The organism is Yoonia tamlensis, from assembly GCF_900115105.1.
GTDB classification, from domain to species: Bacteria; Pseudomonadota; Alphaproteobacteria; order Rhodobacterales; family Rhodobacteraceae; genus Yoonia; species Yoonia tamlensis.
Map to the genome: position 1 here is coordinate 1,224,458 of NZ_FOYP01000001.1, position 26,288 is coordinate 1,250,745.

Below are 26,288 nucleotides of genomic sequence, written 5' to 3' on the forward strand. Positions count from 1 at the left end.
CCATCGTCAGGGTTTTGGAACCAATGGCGGCCTAAACTAAGTGGACCTGTCGCGGTTTGATAAGCTGCGGGCTCAAAGGCATGCAGAACTTGCAACCAAGATTTGGCGCGGGAACAATCATGTCTTTTTGGATTGTAGGGCGCGCTACATATTCCTCAGAGTGTGGTATAATAGATGGTATGCATTGCATATATTGAAATTTAGTTATTAAAAGTCAATTAGATAGTGATTTTAGTAGGCGGACTGTCTGTCCGCCATCCCATTTGATGTTATAGATTAACGGGACGAATTCCTTCCCGCGTTTGGCGATTTTGTGTTTTTGCCTCAAACGTGGGGTATTGGGCGGCTCGGCTGATTTTGGAAAATTTTGAGCTTGATTCCTGTCAGTAACTTGCGTTGTCAGCCTGAGCGGCGCCCCTCGTAGTAGCCATGCTTTAGAAAATGTGCGGCAGGGTCAACGTTGGCTTTGGCAACATCCTTATTAAGCCGCAAGTAACGATCCGGATCAAAATTTTGGGGTAAGATCGGAGAAATCTGCGACTTGAGGTCGGAATGCATCAATCTGTCCAAATATAGACCAAGGTCTTTGTGGGTTTTCAGATGCTTCGGCAGCCGCAATGACCAATGTTTTTCCAAATGGACACGTAGCTGCTCAATTTGTTGTTCTGCATAGTCGAGGATGTCTTGCTTGGTGGAAACTGTCGGCTGGCCCGTTTTGCGCGTCCTCGCATGAGAGGTCGGGTGCTTTTTGGCGGCGCTGGCGACAAGCGTCTTGCTTGGCAGGAATTCGTGCGATCCAAAGCTTTCCAGCACTTTGTGCAGGGCCATCCGATTGCCAAGCACGGTGTCAGAGTCCGGATCGTCATTGGTATGTTCGGCAAAAACCGCAAGAACGGCTGTTGCTTGTGCGCTTAGACAGGTGCTGTCGGGCATTGCGTCCAGCTTTTGCACGTCCAGTCCGGTTCGCGCACAGAAATCGTGAACAATATCATTTCCAATCAGTGCCATAGGATGGCAGGTCACAACAGTAACCTTTGATGCGGCAAAACATTTTTGAATTGTTGCAACGACACTGCTGCTATCGATAGGCATGCGTTCAAGCGGCTGGCGCCAAAACTGCCGCAGCTGCGCGCGCGGGACCGATGTCAGCCCTGCTGCCAGAGTTGCGGCAAAATCATCCTCAAATGGCTGGCCATATGCAATGATTTCAATGTCGTCGAACAAGGTCGCAAGCCAAGCGGAAAGGCGTTTCAATGCAAATGGGGCACAGTGCCATTCTGGGCTTGAAAAGATGACCCGTGATGTTGCCTGCGCCGAAATCCATGATGAAACTTTTGCGCGGATGTCATCGCGTTGCGGGTGCTGTCCCATGTCGCGGCGCAGGTCATTTAACACCCATGCACAAGCATGATAGCGCGGATCAAGATCACTGCGCCCTAGGCGATCAACAAAATCCAGACATGCGTCAATTTCATGCTGTTCAAGCGCACCAGCCAACAATTCCTTGTTTGAGGGGTAACCGGGCGCGACCATATTGCCTGCCGATATGCTTTGCCCGTCATCATAGTTGCGCAATGCAAACTGTAGTCCTGCCGTGCCCGCGTGCGCTAGCGCGACGTGAATAACGCATGTCCGGCCCGTTTGCGCAGGCTGCGCATGCGCGGTCACAGGTTCCGGACGCCAGTCTCCGGGGGTGATTGCCTTTGTCGCGGTTACAAGATGCATGTAACCGGCGCAATCGTTGCCTTGATCGGGCATCGCCTGCAACAGTTTCATCAAGAAGTAACTGCCAAGACGTTCATTGCAATAGCATAAAAAACGGTCTTGATAGTCAGAGCGGTGAACAGGTTGATACCGTGAAAGATAGGCGCGGTTAAGCGTTTCTATTTTGGAAACATAATCAACATAGGTCGACACCGGACACATGCAAAATTCAATGCCACCTGGAATAAAGTGACCATTATCAAGGTATTGCGAAATTTCGTCAGCTTCAACAAGGCCAAGTTCTGTAGCAAGAGCAATGTAGCGGTCCAGATCTTGTGCATAGTGCGCCCGTGCATATTGCGCACGTATCGAGAGACCTTCGCGAAACCCGTCAGCCCATGGGGCCGCGGTCAAGAAAGCATGCGGATGATTATCGGCAATCAGATAGGGGTCGATGTCGTCCGCGTCACTTGATGAAATCGCACATATTCCGGGTTCCGAATGGCTGTCCGGTCCAAGTTTTTGCGGCGACAAAAAACGTCGGTAGTGAGAGACGCAAACGCGATCAGTCGGCGCAGCGTCTACCTGTTTCAGATGTCGTAAGACCGCAAAGCTACCCAGACTGCCGCCCAACCAACAGTGATCGTCTGATAGGTCGGGGACCAAGTCATAGGCGTGTTCAACGCGGTCATGTCCGGCGGTTTTGCTTGCCCCTTTTTGCCCCATTTCGATCACGACGACGCGTGGGTCCGGCTTGAATCGAATTGGTTCGTGTGCAAAGCAATAGTAATGAAGCATAGGCAGTTAAGCCCAGAGAACCCCATTTTTGTCAATATCGCCTTTTGCCGAGGACAACCGGATTGTCTTGGCGTGCTATTGGCACTATCTGCATCGGACGCGCTACCTCGTTCAAAGGAGCGGCTGCTTCGCAACGTTTTTGAAATTTTGATGAGTTGGGTTTGTGTTGCCACCTGTATGGAAACTGAAGCGAGAGTTGCTGCGATTGGCGGCGCAAACTGCGGATATTCCGAGGCGTATCCGGGAGCGTTCCGTTCGCGCGAAATATGATTCTGCGCGTTGGGCAAAAGTCAAAGTGACAGGAACCGCGCAGGCGGCGACCGACAAATACTGTGTCTTGCTTGTGTATCAGCAAGGGGCGGTTCCGGCGTCTTTGATACGCACGTGCAAATTTATGGGGGCAAAGGGCTATAATGTGATTATGGTCGCAAATGGCGGCCTTCATGATAGCGGGCGCAAGTCCGTTATTGCGCATGTTTGGCGGCTGCTTGAACGACCCAATTTCGGCTATGATTTTGGCGGTTTTCGTGACGCAATCCATTTTCTACAACGGCAGCAGATTTCGCCGCAGAACCTTGTCTTGATGAACGACAGCGTTTGGTTTCCGATGTGGACACAAAGCGATGTCGTCGAGCGGCTTGAAAACGCCGAGTATGACGCGACCGGATTGCTTTTTCACGTTCCGACCCGCAACGAATATCCAGACAAAAAGTTCACACCGTTTCAGGTGAAAAAACGGGCTGAACATATTGAATCTTATGTAACAATGGTGCCAGGAAAAACGTTTGAACACCCGGCGTTCAAACGTTTTTGGGACACCTATGAACAAACAGATTCCAAATTTCTGACAATCAAGCGCGGCGAGGTTGGATTTTCACGCGCATTGGGTGATGCGGGGCTAACGGTGGGGGCCTTGTCGCGCCGAAAGTCGTTTTTGGACGCGTTGCAGGGCTGCTCTGATGGGTTCATTGAACAGACATTGCGCTATGCTGCCTATTCGGATCAGGTGTTTGCACAGGAATGCGCCGCGTTGCTGGCCGCACCGCGCGACGAAATATGGCGGAAACGGGCGCTTGATCATATTGGCCGTGTCGTGAAAACGCGCAGGTTTAATGCGTCGTTTTGCTGGGCAACCGAGCAGATTTTTCAGACGTCATTTGTCAAGAAAAACACAGACAGGTTATTTCAGGTCGGGCGCATCCGGTTTCTGGATGCGGTCGAAAATGGCGATATGCAATGTGACAACGCAGAAGCACTTGCAGAACTCAGGCTGGTCGTCGCGGCTGATCGCGATGAACTTCCGAAAAAAGCATGGCGTCCGCACTAGTCAAGAATGGATCGAAGCTGTTGGCCATAGGTGCTTTTCTTAAAGGTATCAGCTTGTTGGCGCAGGTCGTCTTTATCAATCCACCCCAACCGGTAGGCGATTTCATCAGGTGATCCAACCTGCAAACCCTGACGTTCAGTGATCGTGCGTACATAATTTGCCGCGTCAAGCAAGCTGGCGGGCGTTCCGGTATCTAGCCAAGCAAACCCCCGTCCGAGCATTTCGACATTAAGCGATCCTTCGACACGGTAGCGCCTTAGGAGATCCGTGATTTCAAGTTCCCCGCGTGCGGAGGGCGCCACTTTTGCGGCGAAGTCCGGTGCCCGCCCGTCAAGAAAGTAAAGCCCCGTCACCGCATAATTTGAAGGCGCTTGCTTGGGCTTTTCGACGATATCGGTGACGTTACCGGATTTGTCGAAATCGAATACGCCATAGCGTTCCGGATCAGTGACATGATATGCAAACACGGTCGCGCAATTGTTTCTGGCATCTGCGGCTGCAAGCAGTTCGGGCAAGCCGTGTCCAAAAAAGATGTTGTCGCCCAATACCATAGCCGACGGCGCCCCCGCAAGAAACGCGCGCGCCAGCAAATATGCCTGTGCCAACCCCTTTGGTTCAGGCTGCACGATATAGGTCAGTTCCAATCCCCATTGGCGGCCGCACCCCAATAATTTCTGAAACTGCGGCTGATCTTCTGGCGTCGTAATGATCGCGATTTCGCGGATGCCGCTTAGCATAAGAACAGAAAGTGGGTAGTAGATCATCGGTTTGTCATAAATCGGCAAAAGCTGTTTTGACACACCAATGGTGATGGGCCATAGCCGCGAACCTGTCCCGCCCGCCAGAATTATACCTTTACGTTTCATCGGGTTCCCAATCACTCTGTTCTGCCAGAATTTCTCGCAGGCCTTTTCGCCAGTCCGGCTGCGCGACCTTAAACATTTGTGTAAACGACATGCAGTCAAGCCGTGAATTCAGCGGGCGCTTTGCAATGGTCGGGTATGCGGAAGTAGGGATATCGCGGATCTGACAGTGCAATCCGGAATCTTTCATGATTGCGCGCGCAAATTCCGCCCAGCTGACATACGGGTAGCCGGCAAAATGGTGCGTGCCACCCATGTGACCTTCGGCCATCGCCTTTGCTGCAATAAACAGCGCATTTGCGATATCACGTGCCGCGGTTGGCCCGCCAATTTGATCGGCAACAACATTTATGGTCGCGCGGCTTTTTCCAAGTCTTTGCATCGTCTTGAAAAAATTCTGCCCATGCGCGGAAAACACCCAGCTTGTGCGCAAAATCAGATGTTGTGCGCCGCTGGCCCTGATTGCCTGCTCACCTTCCAGCTTTGACCGCCCATAGGCTGACAAAGGGTGCGTTGCGTGGTCCGGCGCGTGTGGCGATGTACCCGACCCGTCAAATACATATTCCGTTGACAGGTGTAGAAACGGAATCCCCATTTGTGCGCAAGCTGTCGCAATTGCGCCAGGTGTCTGCGCATTCACAACATGCGCGGTTTGCGCATCGGTCTCGGCGGCGTCAACGGCCGTGTAGGCTGCGGCATTGATCACCGCATCTGCATCTGCTGCCAAAACCGCGGCTTTGCATTGCGCGGGATCGGATAGGTCTGCATCTGTACGCGCCAAAAAGTGACAAAAGACGTCATCGGGACAATTGCGCGCGAGTTCGGTCGCGACCTGACCTGTCTTGCCAAAGATCAGAATTTTCATGCAGACATACCCAGCCTTGACCCAACGCCGCTGCGCCCCAAAAGTGGACGCCACCAGTTTTCATTATCAAGATACCATTGCACTGTCCGCTCCAGCCCTTCGTGAATTGATACGGAGGTCGTCCAACCAAGTTCCGTACGCATCCGCGTTGCGTCGATAGCATAGCGCGCATCGTGCCCCGGCCGGTCTGCAACATGCGTGATCTGATCGGCATATCCGCCCGTTTTTTTTGGCCGCCTGCGGTCAAGAATGCTGCAAATCATGCGAATAAGATCAATGTTGCGCAGTTCGTTGTTGCCACCGATATTATAGCTGCGACCGGTCTTGCCGTTTGCCAGTACCGTCAGCAGGGCGTCAGCATGGTCTTCGACATATAGCCAGTCACGGATATTTTCGCCGCGCCCATAGACGGGGATATCGCGACCGGCCAATGCATTTAAGATCACAACAGGGATGAGCTTTTCCGGAAAATGGTAGGGGCCGTAGTTATTTGAGCAATTTGTCAGCACGACAGGCAGCCCGTAAGTTTCATGCCACGCCCGCACCAGATGATCCGACGCGGCCTTTGAGGCGGCATATGGTGATCGCGGATCATAGGCGCTGTCTTCGGTGAATTTCAATGACGGGTCATCGGGAAGCGAGCCAAACACCTCGTCGGTCGAAACATGATGGAACCGGAAACTGCGGGCCTTGCCGGTGGCTGTCCAATGCGCCCTTGCGGCCTCGAGCATGTTGAATGTGCCCGTCATATTCGTGGCGATGAAATCCGCCGGTGCATCAATCGAGCGATCAACGTGGGATTCAGCGGCCAGATGCACCACAGCGTCGGGCGCATGGCGGGCGAATATCCGATCAAGCGCGTTCCGGTCCCGGATATCGGCGTGTTCAAAGCTGTACAAAGAAGAATGTTCAACAGACCGCAAGCTATCGAGACATGCAGCATATGTCAGCGCGTCGACATTCACCACGTCATGCCCGCGCCCGACAGCGAGCCGGACCAAGGCCGAGCCGATAAAACCTGCGCCGCCTGTGACAAGCAGCTTCATTGGTCGGGGCCAAATGTGAATGGCGAAACAAATGCGTCAAAAGCGGGCGCAACAGCATCCTTGGCCGAAATGACAGTGGCCGTCGACAGTGGCCAATCAATATTCAAACTGTCCCAGCTGATGGACCTGTCACAGGCGGGGTCGTAATAATCGGAACATTTATATTGCACTTCGGTGTGCGGTTCGAGCGTCACAAAACCATGAGCAAAACCTTTTGGCACAAATAGCTGTTCGCCGGTCTGCGCGGATAATTCTACGCCAGCCCATGCGCCATAGGTTGGTGATCCGCGCCGGATATCGACAGCGACATCGAAAATTGCCCCATTGGTACAGCGCACAAGCTTGTCCTGCGCAGAAGGCGGTGTTTGGAAATGCAAGCCGCGCAACGTGCCTTTGGCTTCAGACAATGAATGGTTGTCCTGCACAAAATCAACCGCAATTCCGACGCCCTGCAGATCGCGCCTGCTCCACGTTTCCTCAAAATAGCCGCGGGCATCGCCGAACCTTTTGGGTTGGATAACAACCAGTTCGGGTAGGGTCAGTTTGCGAACGGAAATGGCCATGGTTATCATCAACTTAGTTAAGAAAGCGGTCGCGGGGTTTTTGTCCGTTGCCGGTCGGGTCAGGGACGAATGCGTAATTGGACAAAGGCTACAGCCTGTCCAACTTGGGCGCAACAAAGCAGGGATGCATTATTTCTGAAGGGTCGGGCGTGTGGACATGGCGGGCAAAAAGACTGTATCAGGAATTTTCGCTGATCCATGATCACATTGCGGCAAGATCAGACGTATACATGCAGGCCACTCTTACCAGATAGGCCCCTATAGCGCATTCCAAGGGGCAGGTTTACCAATTGCCCAAGAGGTAAAAGTGAAAAAATCACATCAACCACGCAAGACGGCAGGGGGCGCAATGTCCGACGCAATCGTGGTCTTACCTGCAAAGCCATTGGGCCAAACCGCCAACTATGTGCTTATCTTGCTTGCAAACTATGTTGCGTTTTACGTCTTGTCTTTGCTGTCATGGATGATTTTGCCGGTCTCGCAACGTGCATCCCGCCGTTTTGCGCGCTCGGCGGCCAAGCGCAATCCCAAGCTGGCGACCCCGAAAAATATTGCTGCAATTCTGGCAGCAAACGCGTTTCAACCCGAATTTTGTTTTGGTGCGCGCGGGTCCACGATGTCGCGGGTCACGGCTGCGCGGACATATTTAAGCCATAGCCATTCCGGTGTTGACCCGCGCAAACCAGAACCGGGTTTTCACCCGCAACTCTTTGCCCAAGCATTGGCGCCAGAACTGAACGAACTTGACGACCCGTATGTTAAGTTTTTGCAACTGGGCCGTCCTGCCGGAGACTGGCAATTTCGCGTCATAGCGGGCGGTAAACCAATGCGGTCAAACGGGGATGCAAACGGCCTATGTGCCGCATTGCATGTGCATGCCTACTACATTGACCAGTTGGCCGATATTTTGGGACGGCTTAATCTCAACCGTTATTGCCCCGACTTGTTTGTAAGCGTCCGCAATGATGCCGATGCGATGATCGCACGCGAAATCCTGTCACGCTATGCCGGTCAGGTTAAGGAAATTGCCGTCTTTCCCAATGTTGGGCGGGACATCGGGCCGATGCTGACGGGTTTTGGGCCGGTATTGATCGGTGATTATGACGTGATCGGGCATGTGCACACCAAGAAAAGCCTCTTTTCCAAGGATGACGCGTGGGTCACTAGATGGGTGGAACTGTCGCTTTCCAATACGCTGGGCAGCACGCAGGCGGGACCAATGATCGACCGCATTCTTGCTGCGATGGTCAAAGATGCGCAAACCGGCATGGTGTATCCCGAAGACCCCCATATTCCCGGCTGGGGGAAAAACGCAGCAGCTGCACAAAAGATCGCCGCGCAATTGGGGGCAGGGCCATTACCAGACGCGTTTAATTTTCCTGTAGGTACAATGTTTTGGGCGCGCGCTGACGCGCTTAGACCTTTTGTCGAACTCGGGCTGACATGGTCAGATTATCCGAAAGAGCCGATAGCAAACGACGGGACAATGCTGCATGCGCTTGAACGGTTGTTTGGCGCGGTGCCAACGCAAAAAGGATGGAAAACCCAAGTCACACATACCCCGGGAATTCACCGCTAGGCGTTAACACGAGTACTGCCGCCACTCGAACCGGCCATGGCCAAGATAGTGCTCAACAGGGTCGACACCCGCCGCCGCTACATCGGGGTTCAGCAACAAATAGACCAAAGGGTCGAACCCGTTTGGCAACAACTTGTGCGGCTTGAAAGGGGGGCGGTTGCGTTCCATCTCCATTGCCTCGCGCACCGTCTCTAGGAGAGGCGTAAGGTCGTCTATGCGATATGTATCAAGACCAGAATCATCATAATCGCGCAGTTGCGTGCGCAGCTGTTCACCTGTCGGTAACTTGCCGTTCAGCGCAGCAAGTGACTGAGACAACGAACCAAGCAACATACGATCAATTTCTCGAAAATAGGGGTCGGGTTGGGGGTCGGGCTCTGCGCAATGCCGGCGGATCAACAATGCTTTCAACAGGGCTGAGCCGACGTGATTGTCTGTCGCCACAATTTGATCGGCCTGTGCATATGAAATCGAAGCGTTACTTGGTCTATCTGTCAGAGCGCGCAATTGTGGCTTGGCAGAATCCAATCCGATTTCATGCAGCAATGATGAAAAGATGTGTTTGCGGTGAATATCATAGTTGATGATGCGCACGTCAAAGCCCGATGATACAAGGCATTCCAAGTTTTCGTAACTCACGCGCAAAGGCGACTCGATGACACTCGAAACATGTGCGCCAAAAACAGGCACTCGCCACCCTAATTTGGCATGATGTTTCCATCCAGAAACGGATTGGTCATAAACGTCGCGCACAAACGCGATCAGCGTCACATCAAAGTCGACCATGAGATTGCGGAACAGTTCGCCCGTTTGCTCGAACTGTCTTTCGGATAGAGTTTCGGAACTGAATATTACCTTGTCTTGACTTGTTTCAGCGGCACCAAGCCGAATTATTTTCTCAAACTGGCGCGTTGAATGCCGAGGGTCTGCGTCTGTGTCGGTATCATTGGTCGCTTGTTTTTGCACCATGTGGACAAGATTGCCTGAGCAAAAGCCGGATGAAACTGTCGCCGCGCTTTCGGGGAATGGATATGCGGCGCCGCACTGGGTAAGGGTTTTTGCGTTGAATGATAATAGCCCCTGCAGAGCTGACGACCCCGTCTTCGGGATACCAATGTGAAAATAGAGGTGTTGCTTTTTCATGGTGGACTCCGTGGTGCGAACGCACGAGCCGTTGCATGCGCGCAAAATCAAATAGGTGGTACCGCACGAGATAGTTTAACGGCGCAATCTATCACAAGCCAGTTGTATGGGCTGTTTTTTACCGGTCGCACGGTTTTTATAGCGGGCAGTTCGGCGCGTTAGATATTCACAGCATGCAGGGGGACGCCTTAGGGTTGTTAGGTTGCGTATTGCGCATTGACTTGGGGTTGGGGAACAATGTTCAAAGACGTAAATGCGCGAAAATATTGGGACAATGCCCGAAATTGCTTTTCGCACGGGCGAAATGGAATTAAGAGGGAGCCCTATTCAATTAACAAGTACAGTGTGGAATTGAAGATGAAGGTCGCCGTTCTTGCTGGTGGTTACGGCACAAGATTGTCCGAAGAAACGGACCTGCGGCCAAAGCCGATGGTCGAAATTGGTGGCCAGCCAATCCTGTGGCATATCTTGAAACATTTTTCGGCATTTGGACTTGATGATTTCACAATTGCGCTTGGCTATAAGGGCGAATGTATCAAACGCTGGGCGCTGGATTTTTCGCCCGCTGATTTAGCAATCGATCTGGTCGAAACAGGTCGCGACACTAATACTGGCGGTCGGATCAAACGGCTTGCGCCGCATCTTGGCGACGGTGCTTTCATTCTTGCTTATGGCGACGGGGTCTCGAGTGTGGATCTGCAAGGGATGCTCGCGTTTCATCGGGCGCATGGCAAGTGCGCGACAGTGATGGTTGTGCGCCCGCCTGCACGCTTTGGGCATTTGTCTTTGGATGGGGACCGTGTGACGCAATTCGAAGAGAAGCCGCCCGAAGCCGAAGGCTGGATCAATGGCGGTCTGTTCATTCTGGAACCGGCGGTATTTGACTACATTGACGGCGATGACATCGCTTTCGAGAACGCGCCGATGGAAAACCTTGCGCGCGATGGTCAGTTGATGGCCTATCGCCACGCTGGGTTTTGGCAATGTATGGACACACTTAGGGAAAAGCGTTTGCTGGAAAGCATTTGGCAAAACGGTCAAGCGCCATGGAAGGTTTGGTAGGAAATAGTATGCGTGTTTTAGTCACTGGTAGCCGTGGTTATATCGGGTCACATCTTGTTCAAAAACTGGTCGCGCAGGGGGCGACAGTTACCGGCTTGGATTGCGATCTTTATCATGGCGCAAGCTTTGTTTGTGATCCCTATGATGTCCCGACCATCGCCAAAGATATTCGCGACGTTGTCCCTGCTGATCTCGAGGGGCAGGATACAGTTATCCATCTTGCGGGGCTGTCGAACGATCCGCTCGGGGATTTGGACCCTGCGCTTACGCATGACATCAACTTTGTTGCAACAAGCCGTCTGGCGCAGGCCGCAAAGGCGGCGGGTGTCGGGCGTTTTGTGTTTTCGTCAAGTTGCTCGAGCTATGGCATTGGCGGTGAAGATCTGCTGACCGAAAACAGCCCGCTGCGTCCGGTGACACCTTACGCCGTATCAAAAATCCGCTCCGAAGAAGCATTGGATAGGCTTGCGTCTGACAGCTTTTGTACGGTCTCGATGCGCAGTGGGACGGCCTATGGATTGTCGGCACGCATCCGGTTCGATCTTGTCGTCAATAATCTCACGGCTTGGGCCAAAGCGACCGGTCAGGTGCGTCTAAAATCTGATGGCTCGGCATGGCGCCCGTTGGTGCACGCCGAGGATATGGCGCAGGCCTTTGTGGATGCCGCATTTGCGCCGCGCGTTGCAGTGCACCGGCAAGCATTCAATGTCGGCAAAACCGAGGATTCAATCCAGATCAAGCATTTGGCGGAAATGGTCAAGGCGGCCATCACGGGGACCGAAATAACATTCGCAGACGAGGTATCGCCGGACATTCGCACCTACCGCGTGGATTGCACCAAGATCAAAAGTATCGGATTTGCGCCCAAATGGACGGTGCCTGCGGGTATCGCGGCACTGCGTGACGCGCTTGATGCAAATCCTGTACCCGTCACCGAATTTGAGGGGCCGCGCTATCAACGCTTGGCGCATATCAAAGGACTAATCGCGAGCGGCGCCGTCGACAAAACATTGCGTTGGCAAAAAAGAGCGGTTGCATGACCCCGATCGCCCCTCATGTTTCGCTGGATTGCTGTCGGTCCTGCGCTGCAGCGCCGCTCCATGTTCTACATCGCTTTGGGGCCACGCCAATCGCCGACCGATTGGTTGACCCCAATGACGCGGGCAAGGATATGCGGGCGCCTTTGACCTTTGTGCTGTGCCCTGATTGCGGGCTGGCGCAAATTCAAGAAACGGTAGAACCGCGTATTCTGTTCCACGAGGAATATCCCTATTATTCGTCCGTTTCGAACGCCTTAAGTCAATATTTTCGTCAAAGCGCAGAAACGCTTATCGCCAAACTGGATTTGGACGGTTCAAGCCGCGTGATGGAAGCCGCATCAAATGACGGCTATTTGTTGCGCTGTTTCAAAGAGGCAGGGATTCCTGTTTTGGGGATCGACCCGTCCGATGGGCCGGTCGATGTCGCGCGATCCAAAGGCATCGAAACAATCCATGGGTTCTTTACCGCCGCGCGCGCCCGCGAGATCGCAGCGGACGGGCCGCCAGCTGACCTGTTTTTGGCCAATAATGTGTTGGCCCATGTCGCGGATCCCAATGATTTCGTTGCCGGAATTGCCGAGGTTCTATCAGAGGATGGCATTGCGGTCCTGGAATTTGCGTATCTTCTTGATCTGGTCGACAACTGCGCATTCGATACGATTTACCATCAGCATTTGCTGTATTTGTCACTTACTGCGGTACAGCCAATTTTTGAACGCAACGGGCTTTACCTGAACGATGCCGAACGTACTGCGGTGCATGGCGGGTCCATGCGGATTACAGTGGGGCGCACGCAATCGCGCACCCCAGAACTGGAACGATTACTGGCTGTCGAGAAGGCGCGAAACGTCGGGGACCCCGCGTTCTTTGCGCCGCTTCTTGCGCGCATGGCGGAACTGAAATCCGCGTTTCGGGCAATGCTGGACGACTATCGGGCGCGCGGCGTTCAATTGGCCGGGTTCGGGGCTGCGGCCAAGGCAACAACGCTGTTGCACCACTTTGATGTCAAACGATCCGATATCGTCTATATTGCTGACAAAAGCACATGGAAACAGGGGCTTGCGATGCCAGGCACGCGCATTCCTATTGTCGCCCCAGATGAAATTGATGAAACGCGGATTGGCGCACTGGTTATCTTTGCGTGGAATTTTGCGAATGAGATAATGACAGAAAACGCCAGTTTTGCGGATAACGAAAGGGCCTTCATCGTGCCAATTCCTGACCTCATTGTGACACGCGGGGCGCATATGCGTGCGGCATTATGAGCACGGGCGCGATCCCAAGTTGCAAGGCTTGTGGCGGTGAACTGGGGCCGGTCTTTTACGCGGCTTCTGCGGTTCCTGTGCATGCATGCTTGCTGTTGGATACTGCGGCGGATGCGCTGGCGGTTTCGCGTGGGGATGTGCAGCTCGCGACTTGCCAGAGCTGTGGTACAATCACAAACTTGCGCTTTGACAAGCGTTGGTCAGCCTATTCGCCCGAATATGAAGATCAACAGGCGTTTTCCCCGACATTCAACTCTTTCGCGGGACGACTGGCGCAGGACTTGGTGCAGCGTCACAGGCTTGAAGGCGAAGCCGTGATCGACATCGGCTGTTCAAAGGGCGATTTTTTGACGCTTATGTGCAACGCAGGTGCCGCGCGCGGCATCGGCATTGACCCAAGCGTCGTCGAGGGCCGTGTTGTTCCACCCAAACATGGACAACTAGACCTGATCGAGGCCTTTTACGCGGACGAACATTTGGATCTGCCCGCCAAGCTGATTAGCAACCGGCATACGCTTGAGCATATTATTGATGTGCATGAAATGCTCGGCCGGATGCACAGGCACGCTGTCAAAGCAGGTGGTGCGATTACGTTCATCGAAGTGCCAAGCATGACGCGAGTGCTTCGCGACATGGCGTTCGAGGACATCTATTATGAGCATTGTTCGTATTTTACACCTGGCGCACTCGCACGCGCTTTGCGACAGGCCGGATTTGGCGTTCAGCGGCTTTGGCTTGATTATGGCGACCAGTATCTTTTGGCCGAAGCGGTTGTTGACCCGACACAGGATAAATCTTTCGACATCGAAGAACCTGTAACTGACATCTTGGAGATGGTTGAAACTTTTGAAGCCGGTATTGCGGCCGCGATTGATGCTTTGCGCACGCCGTTGATCAATGCACTAGACGCAGGCCAAAAAGTGACTTTTTGGGGGTCGGGTTCAAAGTGTATCTCGCTTTGGCATGCTATTGGGTCGCCAAAACAGATCACGTCGATCATCGACATTAACCCGAACCGATGGGGCAAATACGTGCCAGGTATGCCGTTCAAGATTTCTGAACCTGCTTCGCTTGCCAATACGCAGCCTGATATCGTTGTAGCGATGAACGCGATCTATCTTGACGAAATTACACAAGACCTGCGCAAGCTGGGCTGTAACGCGCAGGTAATGACGTTAAGGAACGGATGATTTTGTCCGTTTTCTACATTGTGGCCGCCGGACCAATATCCCTGAAATAAGACGCTTGGGACAGCCATGAAAAGGCAGCGTTTTGTGACCCATCCAACTTGGTTTGATCCGGAACTCTATCTTGCCGTTTACGACGACGTTCGCAAAGCCGGCGTTGATCCTTGGTCCCGTTACCTTGCTTATGGCTATGAAGAAGGGCGCAAACCTTCGGGTGCATCCGATGATTTTGAATTTGACGGATTGCGCACGGCTGTAAATCTGCCCGGCGATTTCGTCGAATTCGGGGTCAACTATGGGATGTTGGCATCCGGCGGAATGCTTGATCTTGATTGGAACGCGCGCAACAAGTCATTCTTTTTGTTCGACTCGTTTGGGGGGATGAACCCCGCGCATCTGTTAGCGGATCAAGAACTTACGCGCGCCAACCGTGACGCGCTTTCAAGCGGCCGCTATGTGTCCGATGAAATGGAAGTGCGCGCGAATTTCGCGGAATTCCGGAATGTGAAATTTTCGCCGGATTTATCCCCGACACATTGGACCAGCTGACCAGCAAACAATTGGCGTCTATCCATATTGATATGAATAATCCGCAGCCCGAGATCGCCGCGCTGCGGTTCGTCTGGGACCGGATCGTGACGGGTGGATCGGTCCTGCTGGATGACTATGCCCAGAAGGACTATGAACCCCAAAAAGTCGCGATGGATGCGCTGTGCGCGCAAATGGGGCTCCATATCCTGTCGTTGCCGACGGGGCAGGGATTCATTATCAAGACCTAAGAACGCCCCAATTGATCTGTGTGGATTTGCGTTTTTGCCTTGGCCAATGCATCCGCGCTGACCCGTCGGTAGTTAACAAATGCGTTTGCGCTGAGCACGACGAAAAAGCTGTCCATATCAATAAGAACGTAACCTTCTTCGAGTATGGCTCGGCTGAGCTGCTGGATATCTTCCGCATATAGCCGTCTGCGCCCCAACAATTCCTTGACCTGCTTTGAAGACAGCCGGAACCGGCCGCTTGGTTTACCGCCAAAGCTGACGGCGTAAAGACCCGCGATCTGCCGTGCTGCGACTGAGAAATCTGACATTTTCTGCCTCATTAGATAAATATACTTACCTATAGACAACATTTATTTGTCTATGTAAACACCGCCCAAGGAGAATGCATATGAATCATTTTGTAGGTGCCATCGCGCAGGACATCGATTTGTCACAACAGCTTCAGGCTGCGGTGGTTGCGCGCGATGCCGACCAATTGAGCAAGCTATTTGCGCAACTGACGCTATCGGAAGCGTTGCGCGAGTTGCTTGGCCTATCGCAAGACGATCGCAGTGCTGTCTTGACGTTGATCTCGCCCGAGTTGGCAGCGGATCTTCTTGAGGAAGCGCCACACGAACTGGCTGCCGATCTTATGGAGGACCTCGAGACCGCGCGGGCTGTCGAAATCATCGAAGAGATGGATTCGGATGTTCAGGCCGACCTGATCGGCGACATGGAAACCGAAGAAGCCGAAGCGATCCTTGAGCAGATGGATGCCGAAGATGCGGCGGATGTGCGCAGGCTTTCGGAATATGATGATGATACTGCCGGCGGTTTGATGATGTCGGAAGTGTTCGAATGTCGCGACACAATGACCGTCAGCGACGTGATCAAGGTGCTTGCAAAAGACGACGAGGATGTTGACCGTTATCGTGGCCAGCACCCCTATATTGTTGACGCGGAAGGAAAACTTGTTGGCGTTGTATCTTTGCGCGGTCTTTTGTCGACCAAACGCGCGACGTTATTGACGACGTTTATGGTCGAACCAATGACCGTTCTCGCGCAGGCACCTTTGTCTGACCTTGAAGATATTTTCGACAAATACGACTTTCTTGGCATTCCTGTTGTGGATGACGCGGGGCGGTTGCTTGGTGTTGTTTCACGCGATGCGGTGTCGCGGGCCTTGCTTGAACGTTCGGAAAGCGAAAACCTCAAACTGCAGGGTGTTGTCGGTGACGAAGTGCGTTCCATGCCGACATGGTTGCGGTCACGGCGCAGGCTTGCATGGCTGTCGGCCAATATCGTTTTGAACATGATCGCGGCTTCTGTGATTTCGGCCTATGAGGAAACGCTAGTCGCGGTGATTGCGATTGCGGTGTTTTTGCCGATGGTGTCGGATATGTCGGGCTGTTCGGGCAATCAGGCGGTCGGCGTCACCATGCGCGAACTTAGCCTCGGGCTAGTGCGTCCAAAGGATGTCTTGCGGGTCTGGCTTAAGGAAATCAGCGTCGGGGTCATCAATGGTATCGCGCTTGGTGTCCTGATCGGGCTGGTGGCCTGGGTCTGGAAGGGCAGCCCTGCGCTTGGGCTTGTGATTGGTATGGCGCTGGCGCTCAATACCATGCTGGCTGTCTCAATTGGCGGCGTTGTTCCGCTTCTATTGAAACGGATCGGCCAAGACCCTGCTGTGGCCAGTGGCCCGCTTTTGACAACTGTAACCGATATGGCTGGCTTTTTCTTTGTGCTTAGCCTTGCAACCCTCATGATGCCATGGCTGGTGTGATTATGAAAAACCCCAAAAAACCAAAGCCCGACCTGATGGTCATCGGCTGGACTGAATATCTTGATCTGCCGGAACTGGGTTTGCGCCAGATCAAGGCGAAAATCGACACCGGCGCGCGGACATCCGCGCTCCATGCGACCAACATCGAACCGTTTGATCGTGACGGCAAGGAATGGGTGCGTTTTCAGGTGCAGCCCGATTCAAATGCTGCCGAAGTCTGGGTCGAAACCCCGATCTATGACCGGCGCGAAATCAAGAATACCAGCGGCATCGCCGAAGAACGGATCGTCATTCGTACCGACCTGAAACTGATCGACAGATCATGGCCAATTTCAGTGTCGCTGACTGATCGCAGCAATATGCGTTTCGAGATGATCGTCGGGCGTACTGCGCTCAAACATCACAACATCGCTGTGCATACGCGCCGCGCAACCCTGACCCGCAAGAACGGTTAGTAAAGCCTTTTAGGCAGAAAGGATTTTCTCATGAAAATCGCTATGATGGCACGTAATGCCAAATTGTATTCGCACCAGCGTCTGAAAGAAGCCGCAGAAGCGCGCGGCCATGAATTCCATGTTATCAATACGTTGCAGTGCTATATGAACATCGCGTCGCGGCGTCCTGAAATGTACTACAATGGCGAAAAGCTCGAAGGGTTTGACGCTGTGATCCCGCGTATCGGGACATCGGTTACCTTTTACGGTCTGGCCGTCTTGCGCCAGTTCGAAATGATGGGTGTTTATCCGCTGAATGAAAGCGTGGCCATTGGCCGGAGCCGCGACAAATTGCGGTCGATGCAATTGCTGGCGCGTGATGGTATCGGCCTTCCTGTCACCACATTTGCGCATGATCCAAAGCAGACCGAACAGGTGCTGAAACTTGCCGGCGGCGCGCCGGTAGTAATCAAACTGCTGGAAGGGACCCAAGGGATCGGCGTTGTTCTAGCTGATACCGACCGGTCGGCAAAATCGGTGGTCGAGGCGTTCCGCGGCGCGGGTGTGAACATCCTGCTGCAAGAATTCATCAAGGAATCCGGCGGCACAGATATTCGTGCGATTGTTGTCGGTGGCAAAGTGATTGCCGCGATGAAACGCACCGGTGCCGAAGGCGATTTCCGTTCAAACCTGCACCGTGGCGGGTCGGCCAAGCTGATCAAACTGTCGCCCGAAGAACGCTCTACCGCTGTGCGCGCCGCCAAATCAATGGGGCTGAATGTTTGCGGCGTGGATATGCTGCGCGCAAATCATGGCCCAGTGGTGATGGAAGTAAACTCGTCTCCGGGTCTCGAAGGCGTTGAAAAGGCGACTGGCCTCGACGTTGCTGGCAAGATCATCGAATACATCGAAAAGAATGCTGCAAAAGGCAACACAAAGACAAAGGGCAAAGGCTAATGCCTATTCGCGCAGCGTTTGAGATTGGCGGGCATCGTATCGCCGCAGGCACCCGTCGGACCGTTGACCTTCCGGTCAGTGTGCTGTCGGATCACACGCCGGTTTCCATGTCGGTGCACGTCATTCACGGTAAGGCCGATGGCCCGACCGTGTTTGTCAGCGCGGGCATCCACGGTGATGAGGTGATCGGCGTCGAAATTGTGCGGCGTCTGTTGCGCGCGCCAAATCTCAAATCGCTGCGCGGCACGCTGATTGTGATCCCGATTGTGAACGCATTCGGGTTCATTAACCATTCGCGGTATTTGCCTGACCGGCGCGACCTTAACCGGATGTTTCCTGGTACTGTGGGCGGCTCGCTTGCGTCGCGGCTCGCGCATCTTTTCCTGACCGAAATTGTTGCGCGCAGCGATCTTGGCATTGATCTGCATTCCGCGGCCATCCACCGCACCAATCTACCCCAAGTGCGCATTTCGCCGGATAATACCTATACCGCCGAACTTGCCGAAGTTTTTGGCGCACCCGTGATTTTGCAATCGCCCCTGCGCGAAGGATCGTTACGCGGCGCGGCCAAAGAGATTGGCAAGGATATTTTGCTGTATGAAGCCGGCGAAGGCCTGCGATTTGATGAAATGTCGGTGCGGGCAGGGGTTGCAGGTATTTTGCGGGTCTTGCGGCACGTCAATATGGTCGCGGCAAAAGGTATCGCCAAACCCAAGGCGCCACCGCAATATTGCAGTTCCAGCAAATGGCTGCGGGCTCCGGCTGGCGGGCTGATCCGCACATTCAAAGCCGAAGGCGATGTTGTCGCTGAAGGTGACGTAATGGGCGTTGTGGCCGACCCGTTTGGCGAAAAAGAAGAGGAAATCGTCGCGCCGTTCAACGGGATTGTGGTTGGCCGCGCCGTGCTGCCCATCGTCAATGAAGGCGACGCGGTATTCCATCTTGCGCGCGTTAAATCCATGTCAAAGGCAGAAGACGCCGTTGGCGATCTGAACGATCAATTGACCGACGACCCGCTGTTCGACGAAGATGAAATCATCTGACCCGCACAGGCCCAACAGTCAAAAGCCTGCGCATCGCCGGCTTTTGATCCTGTCTTAAGGGGTAGGGAAATTCGCGCCGAAGGCGTGTTTGCAGGATCTTAAACGGGGTCTTGCCGCGTGATATTCAAATGCAACATTTCGTCAAAGGCTTTTCGCAATGCGCTAGACCAGCCGGTAGACAGACGTTGAAAATCGGGATCGAATTCTTCGATACGGCGGTTTTGTGCAAACTTCAGCTTGCCCGTTTCAATCACCGACAAATCCAGCGGCATCCCCACCGAAAGGTTCGACCGCAAGGTTGAATCCATCGACAAAAGCGCGGCCGTCACCGAAACATCCAGCGGCGTTTCAGGCGTGATGATCCGGTCAAGGATCGGTTTGCCGTATTTATGTTCGCCGATCTGGAAATAGGGGGTTTCGGGAGTAGCTTCGATAAAATTGCCAGCCGTATAGACATGGAACAGACGGTGCGCCCCACCGGCGCGCTGTCCACCGACAAGAATTGAACTCATGGTGCTTTCGCCGGTTTGCGACATGCCCGGCCCATAGCGGGTTTGCACGACCTGCATCGCATCACCCACCAGTTCGGCGATCCGGAACATCGAGGGCGCCGAAAGAATTGTTTCGAGCCCGTTTTCAGGGTGGTCGATGTTTTCTTGCAGCAACGAGATCACAGCCTGTGTTATCGCAAGATTACCCGCAGTCATCAACGTAATGCAGCGGTCATTCGGGACTTCCCAAGTGAACATCTTTTTGAATTTGGCAATATTATCAAGACCCGCGTTGGTGCGCGTGTCCGACAGAAAAACCATACCGGCATCAAGTTTGATTGCGACGCAATAGGTCATGTTTTGCTCCAGTGGCGAAATTCCAGAGCCGATCTATGCGGCATCTTGGCAGGTGCTGCAAGTTGATCAATGCAGCAGACTTGCCAAAAATGCATCTAAGATTATTGATCAGGCGTTGTGACGGCTCCGAAACCAAATGCGTCCGCAGTCATAGCGGCCAGACTGTTGGTATCAAGAATGAAATTGGTCAGCCATTCATGCAGCCCGAACTGAAATATTTCGTCCAGATCCTGATCAATAAGTAACTGATTTTTATTACGGAATTTCTTGATCAGCTCTTGCTGCGGCGCTGCGTCGGCTTGTGCCAATTCTGTCAGTTCAACACATAGCTGGTCCAGCGCCGTGCGCAGCGATCTTGGGCTATGCGCGTTCAGCACAAGCATATCGACCACACCTTCGGCATCGGGGCTGCGTCCGTATTCATGGCGAAACGCGGTCGCGGAATTGGCTGCGCGCAGGATTTGCAGCCATTGCAAATAATCAAGACCGCCACCAACATCAGCAACTTTGGGCAGCAGCACATGGTATTTCACGTCCAAAAGGCGTGCGGTCGCATCAGCGCGTTCGAACCATTTGCCGATTTGCACAAACCCGAGCCGCTGGTCGCGCATCATCGTGCCCAAGATCGAGCCTACGATCAGCGCAGCGCGCCCCTGCACCCAATCCAGAAATGCGGTTAGGTTCGTGCGGTCGAATTCTTCACTGAGGTGTTTTTTCAGCTGTGACTGGGTTTGGTTAATCGCCTCCCAGACTTCGGAGGTAAGTGAAGGGCGCACAGCCTTGGCATTCTGGCGCGCGGCAAGGATACACGACACAATCGAAGACGGGTTGGTTTCGTCGCGCACCAGATGTTCGCGCACGGTGCTTGATGTCGCCGCTTCGGGACCACCCGGAAAACTGCCAGAACAGCCAGAGGCGATAACGATGGATGTCCATTCGCTTAATGTGGCGCCGCTTTGACGTGGGAGCGCATCCATGCGGCGTCCGGCATCCAAAAGCCGCGCCATATTGTCCATGCGTTCAACATAGCGCGACATCCAAAAAAGTCCTTCTGCGGTCCGGCTAAGCATGTGATGTCCGATCTGATGAGAGTACCCAAGTATCTTTTACGCCGCCGCCCTGACTCGAATTTACCACCAGCGATCCTTCTTGCAGGGCTACTCGTGTTAATCCGCTGGGGATCAATGCGGTTTTCTTGCCTGAAATGACAAAGGGCCGTAAATCCACATGGCGCGGCGACATGCCGTCAGGCGTCAAAACCGGCGAGGTCGACAGCGCCAGCGTCGGCTGTGCGATGTAATTGGTCGGGTTTGCGACCAGTTTGGCGCGGAATTCTTCCACTTGTTCAGGCGTTGATGTCGGCCCGACAAGCATGCCGTAGCCGCCTGATCCATGTACTTCCTTGACGACAAGTTCGGCCAGATGATCAAGCACATATTTCAATTCATCGGGGCGCTCGCAGCAATAGGTAGGTACGTTTTCGATGATCGGTTCTTCGTTCAGGTAAAACCGGATCATATCGGGCACATAGGTATAGATCGATTTATCGTCCGCAATGCCCGTTCCTGGCGCATTCACAAGCGTAATATTGCCTGCTTTCATAGCGCGAATAATTCCCGGAACGCCTAGCGTGCTACCTTCGAAAAACACTTCGGGGTCCATAAAGTCATCATCAAGTCGCCGGTAAAGCACATCAACGCGTTCGGGGCCGTTGGTTGTACGCATATAGACAATGTCGTCTTCGACAAACATATCGGACCCTTCGACAAGTTCGATCCCCATCAGATCCGCGAGAAAATAATGTTCGTAATAGGCCGAATTGTATTGGCCCGGTGTCAGCAGTGCGAGCGTCGGCCGTCCGCTGCAATTTGCGGGCGCCACATCTTGCATGGCCGTGGCAAGCAATTCGCCGTAGCCGTCAACAGGGCGCACATGCCCGCCTTCGAACAGATCGGGGAACATGCGGTGCATGACTTCGCGGTTTTGCAACACATAAGACACGCCAGATGGGGTGCGGCAATTGTCTTCGAGCACATAAAACTGGCCTTCACCGGTGCGTACGATATCAACGCCGATAATATGCGACCAGATATCATTGGGTGGCCGGTAGCCGTTCATCTGTTTGAGATAGGCGGGATTTTTCAGGATCATTTCTTCGGGCATGATCCCTTCTTTGACGATGTTTCGCGCGCCATACACATCGGCAATAAAGCAGTTCAGCGCGTTGGCCCGTTGAATAGAGCCGCGTTCGACAATCGACCATTCGCTTTCGTTAAATACGCGCGGCACCATATCAAAAGGAATAAGCCGGTCGGGGTCGGTGCCTTCGGTATAGACCGCAAATGTAATACCGATGCGGCGGAACAATTCTTCTGCTTCTGCCTGCCGCTCGAGCAAGGCCACTGGCCCATGTTTTTTTAGCCAGGCATCAATCACTGCATATTCGGCGCGCAATGCTGAATCACGAAACATCTCGTTATACATACTCATTCCTGTCGTTTTTTTAGGCATCGGACCTTTGTGACAGCGTTCATTCACGCCAAACTATTTTCATTGATCAAGAAATAACATCTAATGAGCGAAACCAAGCCTCTTGCGGCACTTATTGAGGAAATAGTTCACAGATGTCTATTAAAGTGGCACTTTCACACAAGACGACCTATTCTTATGATCGTCTGATTACCCTCGCGCCGCATATTGTCCGGCTTAGGCCGACACCGCATGCCCGTACACCGATCAAAAGCTATAGTCTGACGGTCGCGCCAAAATCGCATTTTGTGAACTGGCAGCAAGATGCGTTTTCCAACTGGCAGGCGCGTCTGGTGTTTCCCGAACCCACCCGCGAATTGTCTGTCACCGTGGATCTGGTTGCGGATATGGTCGCGATCAACCCGTTTGATTTCTTTTTGGATGCAACGGCCGACAAGGTGCCGTTTCTTTATGACAAGGCGCTTTTGCGCGATCTCAAACCGTACCTCAAGAAAACCGCGCGCGGTGATGCCTTTGAACAATTTGTGGCCAATGCACCGCCGCAAACGGGCGATACCAACAATTGGCTGGTCGCGATTAACCAATATGTCGCGGATTCGATTGCCTATACCATCCGTATGGAACCGGGCGTGCAAACCCCGACCGAAACCATCAAAAAGGCGCTTGGATCATGCCGTGACAGTGCTTGGCTTTTGGTCGCGCTGTTTCGCAGTCTTGGCTATGCGGCGCGGTTTGTGTCGGGCTATCTGATCCAGCTGACCGCCGATCAAAAACCGATCTCTGGCCCCTCTGGCCCGACCGAGGATTTCACCGATTTGCACGCATGGACAGAAGTTTACCTGCCCGGCGCCGGCTGGGTCGGGATGGATCCGACTTCGGGGCTTTTTGCGGGTGAAGGTCATATTCCGCTGGCTTGCACGCCAGAGCCAAGCTCTGCCGCCGCGATTTCAGGCGCCCATGATGTGGCCGAGGTGACATTCGGCTTTGAGATGTCCGTGCAGCGCATCGCAGAGCCGCCGCGCGTCACACGGCCCTTGTCGCCCAACCAATGGGCCGAGATCGACCGCGCGGGCCAAACTATTGAAACCAAACTAAAAGCCCAGGATATGCGGCTGACGATGGGTGGCGAGCCGACATTCATTTCCGCCAACGACCGTGACGGTGCGGAATGGAATACCGATGCGGTAGGCCCGACCAAACAACAATATGCCGATGATTTGCTGCGCCGCCTGCACAAACGTTTCGCCCCGCACGGTGTTCTGCACCACGGCCAAGGCAAATGGTACCCGGGTGAAGCACTGCCTCGCTGGGCCTATTCGATCATTTGGCGCGGTGACGGTCTGCCGCTTTGGAATGATGTGGACCTGATCGCCAAAGAGGGCACAGGCAAAGCAACCACCGAGACGGCCAGCGATTTTGCGTCGAAATTGGCGGAAAACCTTGGGTTTGACGATGATTATGTGCATGAAATCTACGAAGACCCGCTGCATTTCATGGGGACAGAGGCGCTTTTGCCCGAAAACGTCACCGCGGAAGACAGCGAACTGGCCGATCCGCAAGAACGCGCGCGGCTGATCCGCATGATGAACAACGGGCTGGATAAACCGTCCAGCTTTGCGATCCCGTTGCAACTGGCGCAGGCAAAAGCATCAGCGCACCGGCGGTTTAAATGGGCGTCGGAACGTTGGACCACGCGGCGCGGAAAACTATTCTTGACGCCCGGAGATAGCCCCGCCGGATTGCGGCTGCCGCTTGCCACCTTGCGCAAAAGCGAGCGCGACAAGAAGGGCAAACGTATCCGTGTTGACAAACCGTTCCAGCGTGACCCGCTGACCCGCCGCCCGCCAATTCCAGCGCGGCGTCTGATGCAGGTCCCGTTTGATGGTGCTGCAGGGCCCGCCCAAACCTATGAAGCCGATTACTGGCTGCGCGATATTGGCAGCTCTGACGACTGGATCGCGGGCGGCCAGACTTTCTGGGAAGAGGGCACACCGATCCGCACCGCGCTTACCGTCGAGGTGCGTGCAGGTATTTTGCACGTCTTTATGCCGCCCACCGGATCCGCCGACGAATATCTTGATCTGGTCGAAGCCGCCGAAGAAACCGCCAAAGACATGGGGCTGACCGTGCGTATCGAAGGCTACGAGCCGCCGCGCGATCCTTCAATCAACGTGATCCGCGTCACGCCCGACCCAGGCGTGATTGAAATCAACATTCATCCCGCCAATAACTGGAACGGTCTGCGCGACATCACAGAAGCGCTGTACGAAGAAGCGCGCCAATGTGAACTGGACAGCTTTACCTTTATGGTTGACGGGCGGCTGACAGGGTCGGGCGGCGGCAACCATATCGTGGTTGGCGGGCAAACACCCAGCGACAGCCCGTTCTTGCGGCGGCCTGATCTTGCGGCTTCGGTTGTGCGCTATTGGCAGCGGCATCCGTCGCTATCCTATCTGTTTTCTGGCACATTTATCGGCCCGACATCGCAGGCGCCACGGTTCGACGAAGGCCGTTCCGGCAATGTCTACGAGATGGAAATCGCATTGGCCGAATTGCAGCGGATGCAAGACAGCGGGCAGGGGTTCCCTTGGCTGTCCGACCGGATCTTGCGGCATTTGCTGACCGATCTGACCGGCAATACCCACCGTGCCGAAATTTGCATCGACAAGATGTTTTCGCCCGACAGCCCGACAGGGCGTTTGGGGCTGGTGGAATTCCGCGGATTTGAAATGCCGCCGCATTGGCAGATGTCGATGGCGCAGGGGCTTATTATCCGCGCGCTTCTGGCGTGGTTTTGGGATAAGCCTTATACCGAGCCGCTGATCGACTGGAAAAGCGATTTGCACGACAAACACCTGTTGCCGCACCATGTCTGGGATGATTTCAAAGAGGTGCTTGCCGATCTGTCCGGCGCGCACGGGTTTGAGTTCCGCCCCGATTGGTATGACGCGCAATTCGAATTCCGCTTCCCCGAGGTCGGAAGTACCGAAGTCGAAGGGCTGACGCTTTGTTTGCGTAACGCGATCGAACCTTGGCTGGTTTTGGGCGAAGAAAGCACAGGCGGCGGTACGTCGCGCTATGTCGACAGTTCGCTTGAACGGGTGGAAATCACTGTCGCGGGCGAATGGTCCGACCGCTATATTCTGACCTGCAACCAGATCGAAGTCCCGCTGCGCGCATATGGCCCCGATTTGCAAGGGGCGGGCATCAGGTTCCGCAGCTGGCAACCGTGGTCATCCCTGCACCCGACAATTCCGGCACATGCGCCGCTGGTGTTTGATATCTATGACAAGACGGTCGGCCGTTCGGTTGGCGGGTTGGCCTATCATGTGGCCCACCAAGGCGGGCGGGCGCATGAAACGCGACCCGTGAATGAACTTGAGGCCGAAGGGCGCAGACGGGTCCGTTTTGTACCCGGACAGCACACGCCAGAGCGCTTCACACCGATCCACCCGCGCAAGAATGCGCATCAAAACTGGACGCTGGATTTGCGGTTTACATAGGCTGTCTGCGGCGCGTGCGGGTGCGATGAA

At 54.0% G+C, this 26,288-nt stretch carries 23 protein-coding genes; 13 read left to right on the forward strand and 10 right to left on the reverse strand.

Annotation, left to right across the window (positions count from 1 at the left end):
* Positions 1-399 precede the first annotated feature (399 nt).
* The gene (locus tag BM320_RS06350) at positions 400-2,238 is read right to left on the reverse strand and encodes a hypothetical protein (RefSeq protein ID WP_131802299.1); all 1,839 of its coding nucleotides are present in this window, start codon (positions 2,236-2,238) and stop codon (positions 400-402) included.
* 685 nt (positions 2,239-2,923) lie between these two features.
* On the opposite strand from BM320_RS06350, the gene BM320_RS06355 reads away from it, so the two are divergent.
* Positions 2,924-3,829, forward strand: coding sequence for a rhamnan synthesis F family protein (locus tag BM320_RS06355; protein WP_242651025.1), 906 nt, complete (start codon positions 2,924-2,926; stop codon positions 3,827-3,829).
* On the opposite strand, the gene rfbA is transcribed toward BM320_RS06355, so the two are convergent.
* From rfbA to rfbC, 4 genes are read right to left on the reverse strand one after another with little or no spacing between them, the layout of a single operon-like run.
* Positions 3,826-4,695: a glucose-1-phosphate thymidylyltransferase RfbA gene (gene rfbA, locus BM320_RS06360; protein ID WP_090197826.1), complete on the reverse strand. Its 870-nt coding sequence runs from the start codon at positions 4,693-4,695 to the stop codon at positions 3,826-3,828. The genes BM320_RS06355 and rfbA overlap by 4 nt on opposite strands.
* On the reverse strand, positions 4,685-5,557 hold the full coding sequence (rfbD, locus tag BM320_RS06365) for a dTDP-4-dehydrorhamnose reductase (protein ID WP_090197828.1): 873 nt from the start codon (positions 5,555-5,557) through the stop codon (positions 4,685-4,687). The genes rfbA and rfbD overlap by 11 nt, the downstream gene beginning before the upstream one ends.
* Positions 5,554-6,603, reverse strand: a complete 1,050-nt coding sequence (gene rfbB, locus BM320_RS06370) for a dTDP-glucose 4,6-dehydratase (protein ID WP_090197830.1) — start codon at positions 6,601-6,603, stop codon at positions 5,554-5,556. The genes rfbD and rfbB overlap by 4 nt, the downstream gene beginning before the upstream one ends.
* Positions 6,600-7,160 carry a dTDP-4-dehydrorhamnose 3,5-epimerase gene (rfbC, locus tag BM320_RS06375; RefSeq protein ID WP_165615046.1) on the reverse strand — a complete coding sequence of 187 codons (561 nt, stop codon included), beginning with the start codon at positions 7,158-7,160 and terminating at the stop codon, positions 6,600-6,602. The genes rfbB and rfbC overlap by 4 nt, the downstream gene beginning before the upstream one ends.
* A 355-nt stretch (positions 7,161-7,515) precedes the next feature.
* On the opposite strand from rfbC, the gene BM320_RS06380 reads away from it, so the two are divergent.
* On the forward strand, positions 7,516-8,745 hold the full coding sequence (locus BM320_RS06380; RefSeq protein WP_090197836.1) for a rhamnan synthesis F family protein: 1,230 nt from the start codon (positions 7,516-7,518) through the stop codon (positions 8,743-8,745).
* Between the two features lie 3 nt (positions 8,746-8,748).
* Here the strand turns inward: BM320_RS06380 and BM320_RS16455 are convergent, their stop codons facing one another.
* On the reverse strand, positions 8,749-9,888 hold the full coding sequence (locus tag BM320_RS16455; protein ID WP_090197838.1) for a hypothetical protein: 1,140 nt from the start codon (positions 9,886-9,888) through the stop codon (positions 8,749-8,751).
* Positions 9,889-10,245: 357 nt separating this feature from the next.
* Between BM320_RS16455 and BM320_RS06390 the strand changes: the two genes are divergently transcribed.
* From BM320_RS06390 to BM320_RS16550, 6 genes are all read left to right on the forward strand, one after another.
* A complete protein-coding gene (locus BM320_RS06390) occupies positions 10,246-10,950 on the forward strand; it encodes a glucose-1-phosphate cytidylyltransferase (RefSeq protein WP_090197841.1) in 705 nt (234 codons plus the stop codon).
* 8 nt (positions 10,951-10,958) lie between these two features.
* The gene (locus BM320_RS06395) at positions 10,959-11,990 is read left to right on the forward strand and encodes an NAD-dependent epimerase/dehydratase family protein (protein ID WP_090197844.1); all 1,032 of its coding nucleotides are present in this window, start codon (positions 10,959-10,961) and stop codon (positions 11,988-11,990) included.
* The gene (locus BM320_RS06400) at positions 11,987-13,255 is read left to right on the forward strand and encodes a class I SAM-dependent methyltransferase (protein ID WP_090197846.1); all 1,269 of its coding nucleotides are present in this window, start codon (positions 11,987-11,989) and stop codon (positions 13,253-13,255) included. The genes BM320_RS06395 and BM320_RS06400 overlap by 4 nt, the downstream gene beginning before the upstream one ends.
* Positions 13,252-14,445, forward strand: coding sequence for a class I SAM-dependent methyltransferase (locus BM320_RS06405; RefSeq protein ID WP_090197849.1), 1,194 nt, complete (start codon positions 13,252-13,254; stop codon positions 14,443-14,445). The genes BM320_RS06400 and BM320_RS06405 overlap by 4 nt, the downstream gene beginning before the upstream one ends.
* Before the next feature lie 84 nt (positions 14,446-14,529).
* The gene (locus BM320_RS16545) at positions 14,530-14,991 is read left to right on the forward strand and encodes a class I SAM-dependent methyltransferase (protein WP_165615001.1); all 462 of its coding nucleotides are present in this window, start codon (positions 14,530-14,532) and stop codon (positions 14,989-14,991) included.
* 11 nt (positions 14,992-15,002) lie between these two features.
* Positions 15,003-15,221: a hypothetical protein gene (locus BM320_RS16550; protein ID WP_278246430.1), complete on the forward strand. Its 219-nt coding sequence runs from the start codon at positions 15,003-15,005 to the stop codon at positions 15,219-15,221.
* Here the strand turns inward: BM320_RS16550 and BM320_RS06420 are convergent.
* On the reverse strand, positions 15,218-15,529 hold the full coding sequence (locus BM320_RS06420; protein WP_242650965.1) for a hypothetical protein: 312 nt from the start codon (positions 15,527-15,529) through the stop codon (positions 15,218-15,220). The two genes, BM320_RS16550 and BM320_RS06420, sit on opposite strands and share 4 nt — an antisense overlap.
* A gap of 80 nt (positions 15,530-15,609) precedes the next feature.
* Here BM320_RS06420 and mgtE point away from each other — a divergent pair, with 80 nt between their 5' ends.
* Genes mgtE through BM320_RS06440 form a run of 4 tightly spaced genes read left to right on the forward strand, consistent with a single transcriptional unit; the run spans position 15,610 to position 19,417 of the window.
* Positions 15,610-16,983 (forward strand): magnesium transporter, encoded by a 1,374-nt coding sequence (gene mgtE / locus BM320_RS06425; RefSeq protein WP_090197857.1) that lies wholly within the window; start codon positions 15,610-15,612, stop codon positions 16,981-16,983.
* Positions 16,984-16,985: 2 nt separating this feature from the next.
* A complete protein-coding gene (locus BM320_RS06430) occupies positions 16,986-17,438 on the forward strand; it encodes an ATP-dependent zinc protease family protein (RefSeq protein WP_090200423.1) in 453 nt (150 codons plus the stop codon).
* 30 nt (positions 17,439-17,468) lie between these two features.
* Positions 17,469-18,374, forward strand: a complete 906-nt coding sequence (rimK, locus tag BM320_RS06435; protein WP_090197859.1) for a 30S ribosomal protein S6--L-glutamate ligase — start codon at positions 17,469-17,471, stop codon at positions 18,372-18,374.
* Positions 18,374-19,417 carry a succinylglutamate desuccinylase/aspartoacylase family protein gene (locus BM320_RS06440; protein ID WP_090197862.1) on the forward strand — a complete coding sequence of 348 codons (1,044 nt, stop codon included), beginning with the start codon at positions 18,374-18,376 and terminating at the stop codon, positions 19,415-19,417. Before rimK ends, BM320_RS06440 begins: the two co-directional genes overlap by 1 nt.
* A gap of 98 nt (positions 19,418-19,515) precedes the next feature.
* Here BM320_RS06440 and BM320_RS06445 read toward each other — a convergent pair whose 3' ends face one another.
* From BM320_RS06445 to BM320_RS06455, 3 genes are all read right to left on the reverse strand, one after another.
* Entirely contained in the window at positions 19,516-20,265 is a 750-nt protein-coding gene (locus tag BM320_RS06445) for a proteasome-type protease (protein ID WP_090197865.1), read from the reverse strand.
* Positions 20,266-20,366: 101 nt separating this feature from the next.
* On the reverse strand, positions 20,367-21,302 hold the full coding sequence (locus BM320_RS06450) for an alpha-E domain-containing protein (protein WP_165615002.1): 936 nt from the start codon (positions 21,300-21,302) through the stop codon (positions 20,367-20,369).
* Positions 21,303-21,327: 25 nt separating this feature from the next.
* Complete coding sequence (locus BM320_RS06455) at positions 21,328-22,755, reverse strand: circularly permuted type 2 ATP-grasp protein (RefSeq protein ID WP_090197871.1); 1,428 nt, start codon at positions 22,753-22,755, stop codon at positions 21,328-21,330.
* A 134-nt stretch (positions 22,756-22,889) separates the two neighbouring features.
* Between BM320_RS06455 and BM320_RS06460 the strand changes: the two genes are divergently transcribed.
* On the forward strand, positions 22,890-26,258 hold the full coding sequence (locus tag BM320_RS06460; RefSeq protein ID WP_090197874.1) for a transglutaminase family protein: 3,369 nt from the start codon (positions 22,890-22,892) through the stop codon (positions 26,256-26,258).
* Positions 26,259-26,288: the final 30 nt, after the last annotated feature.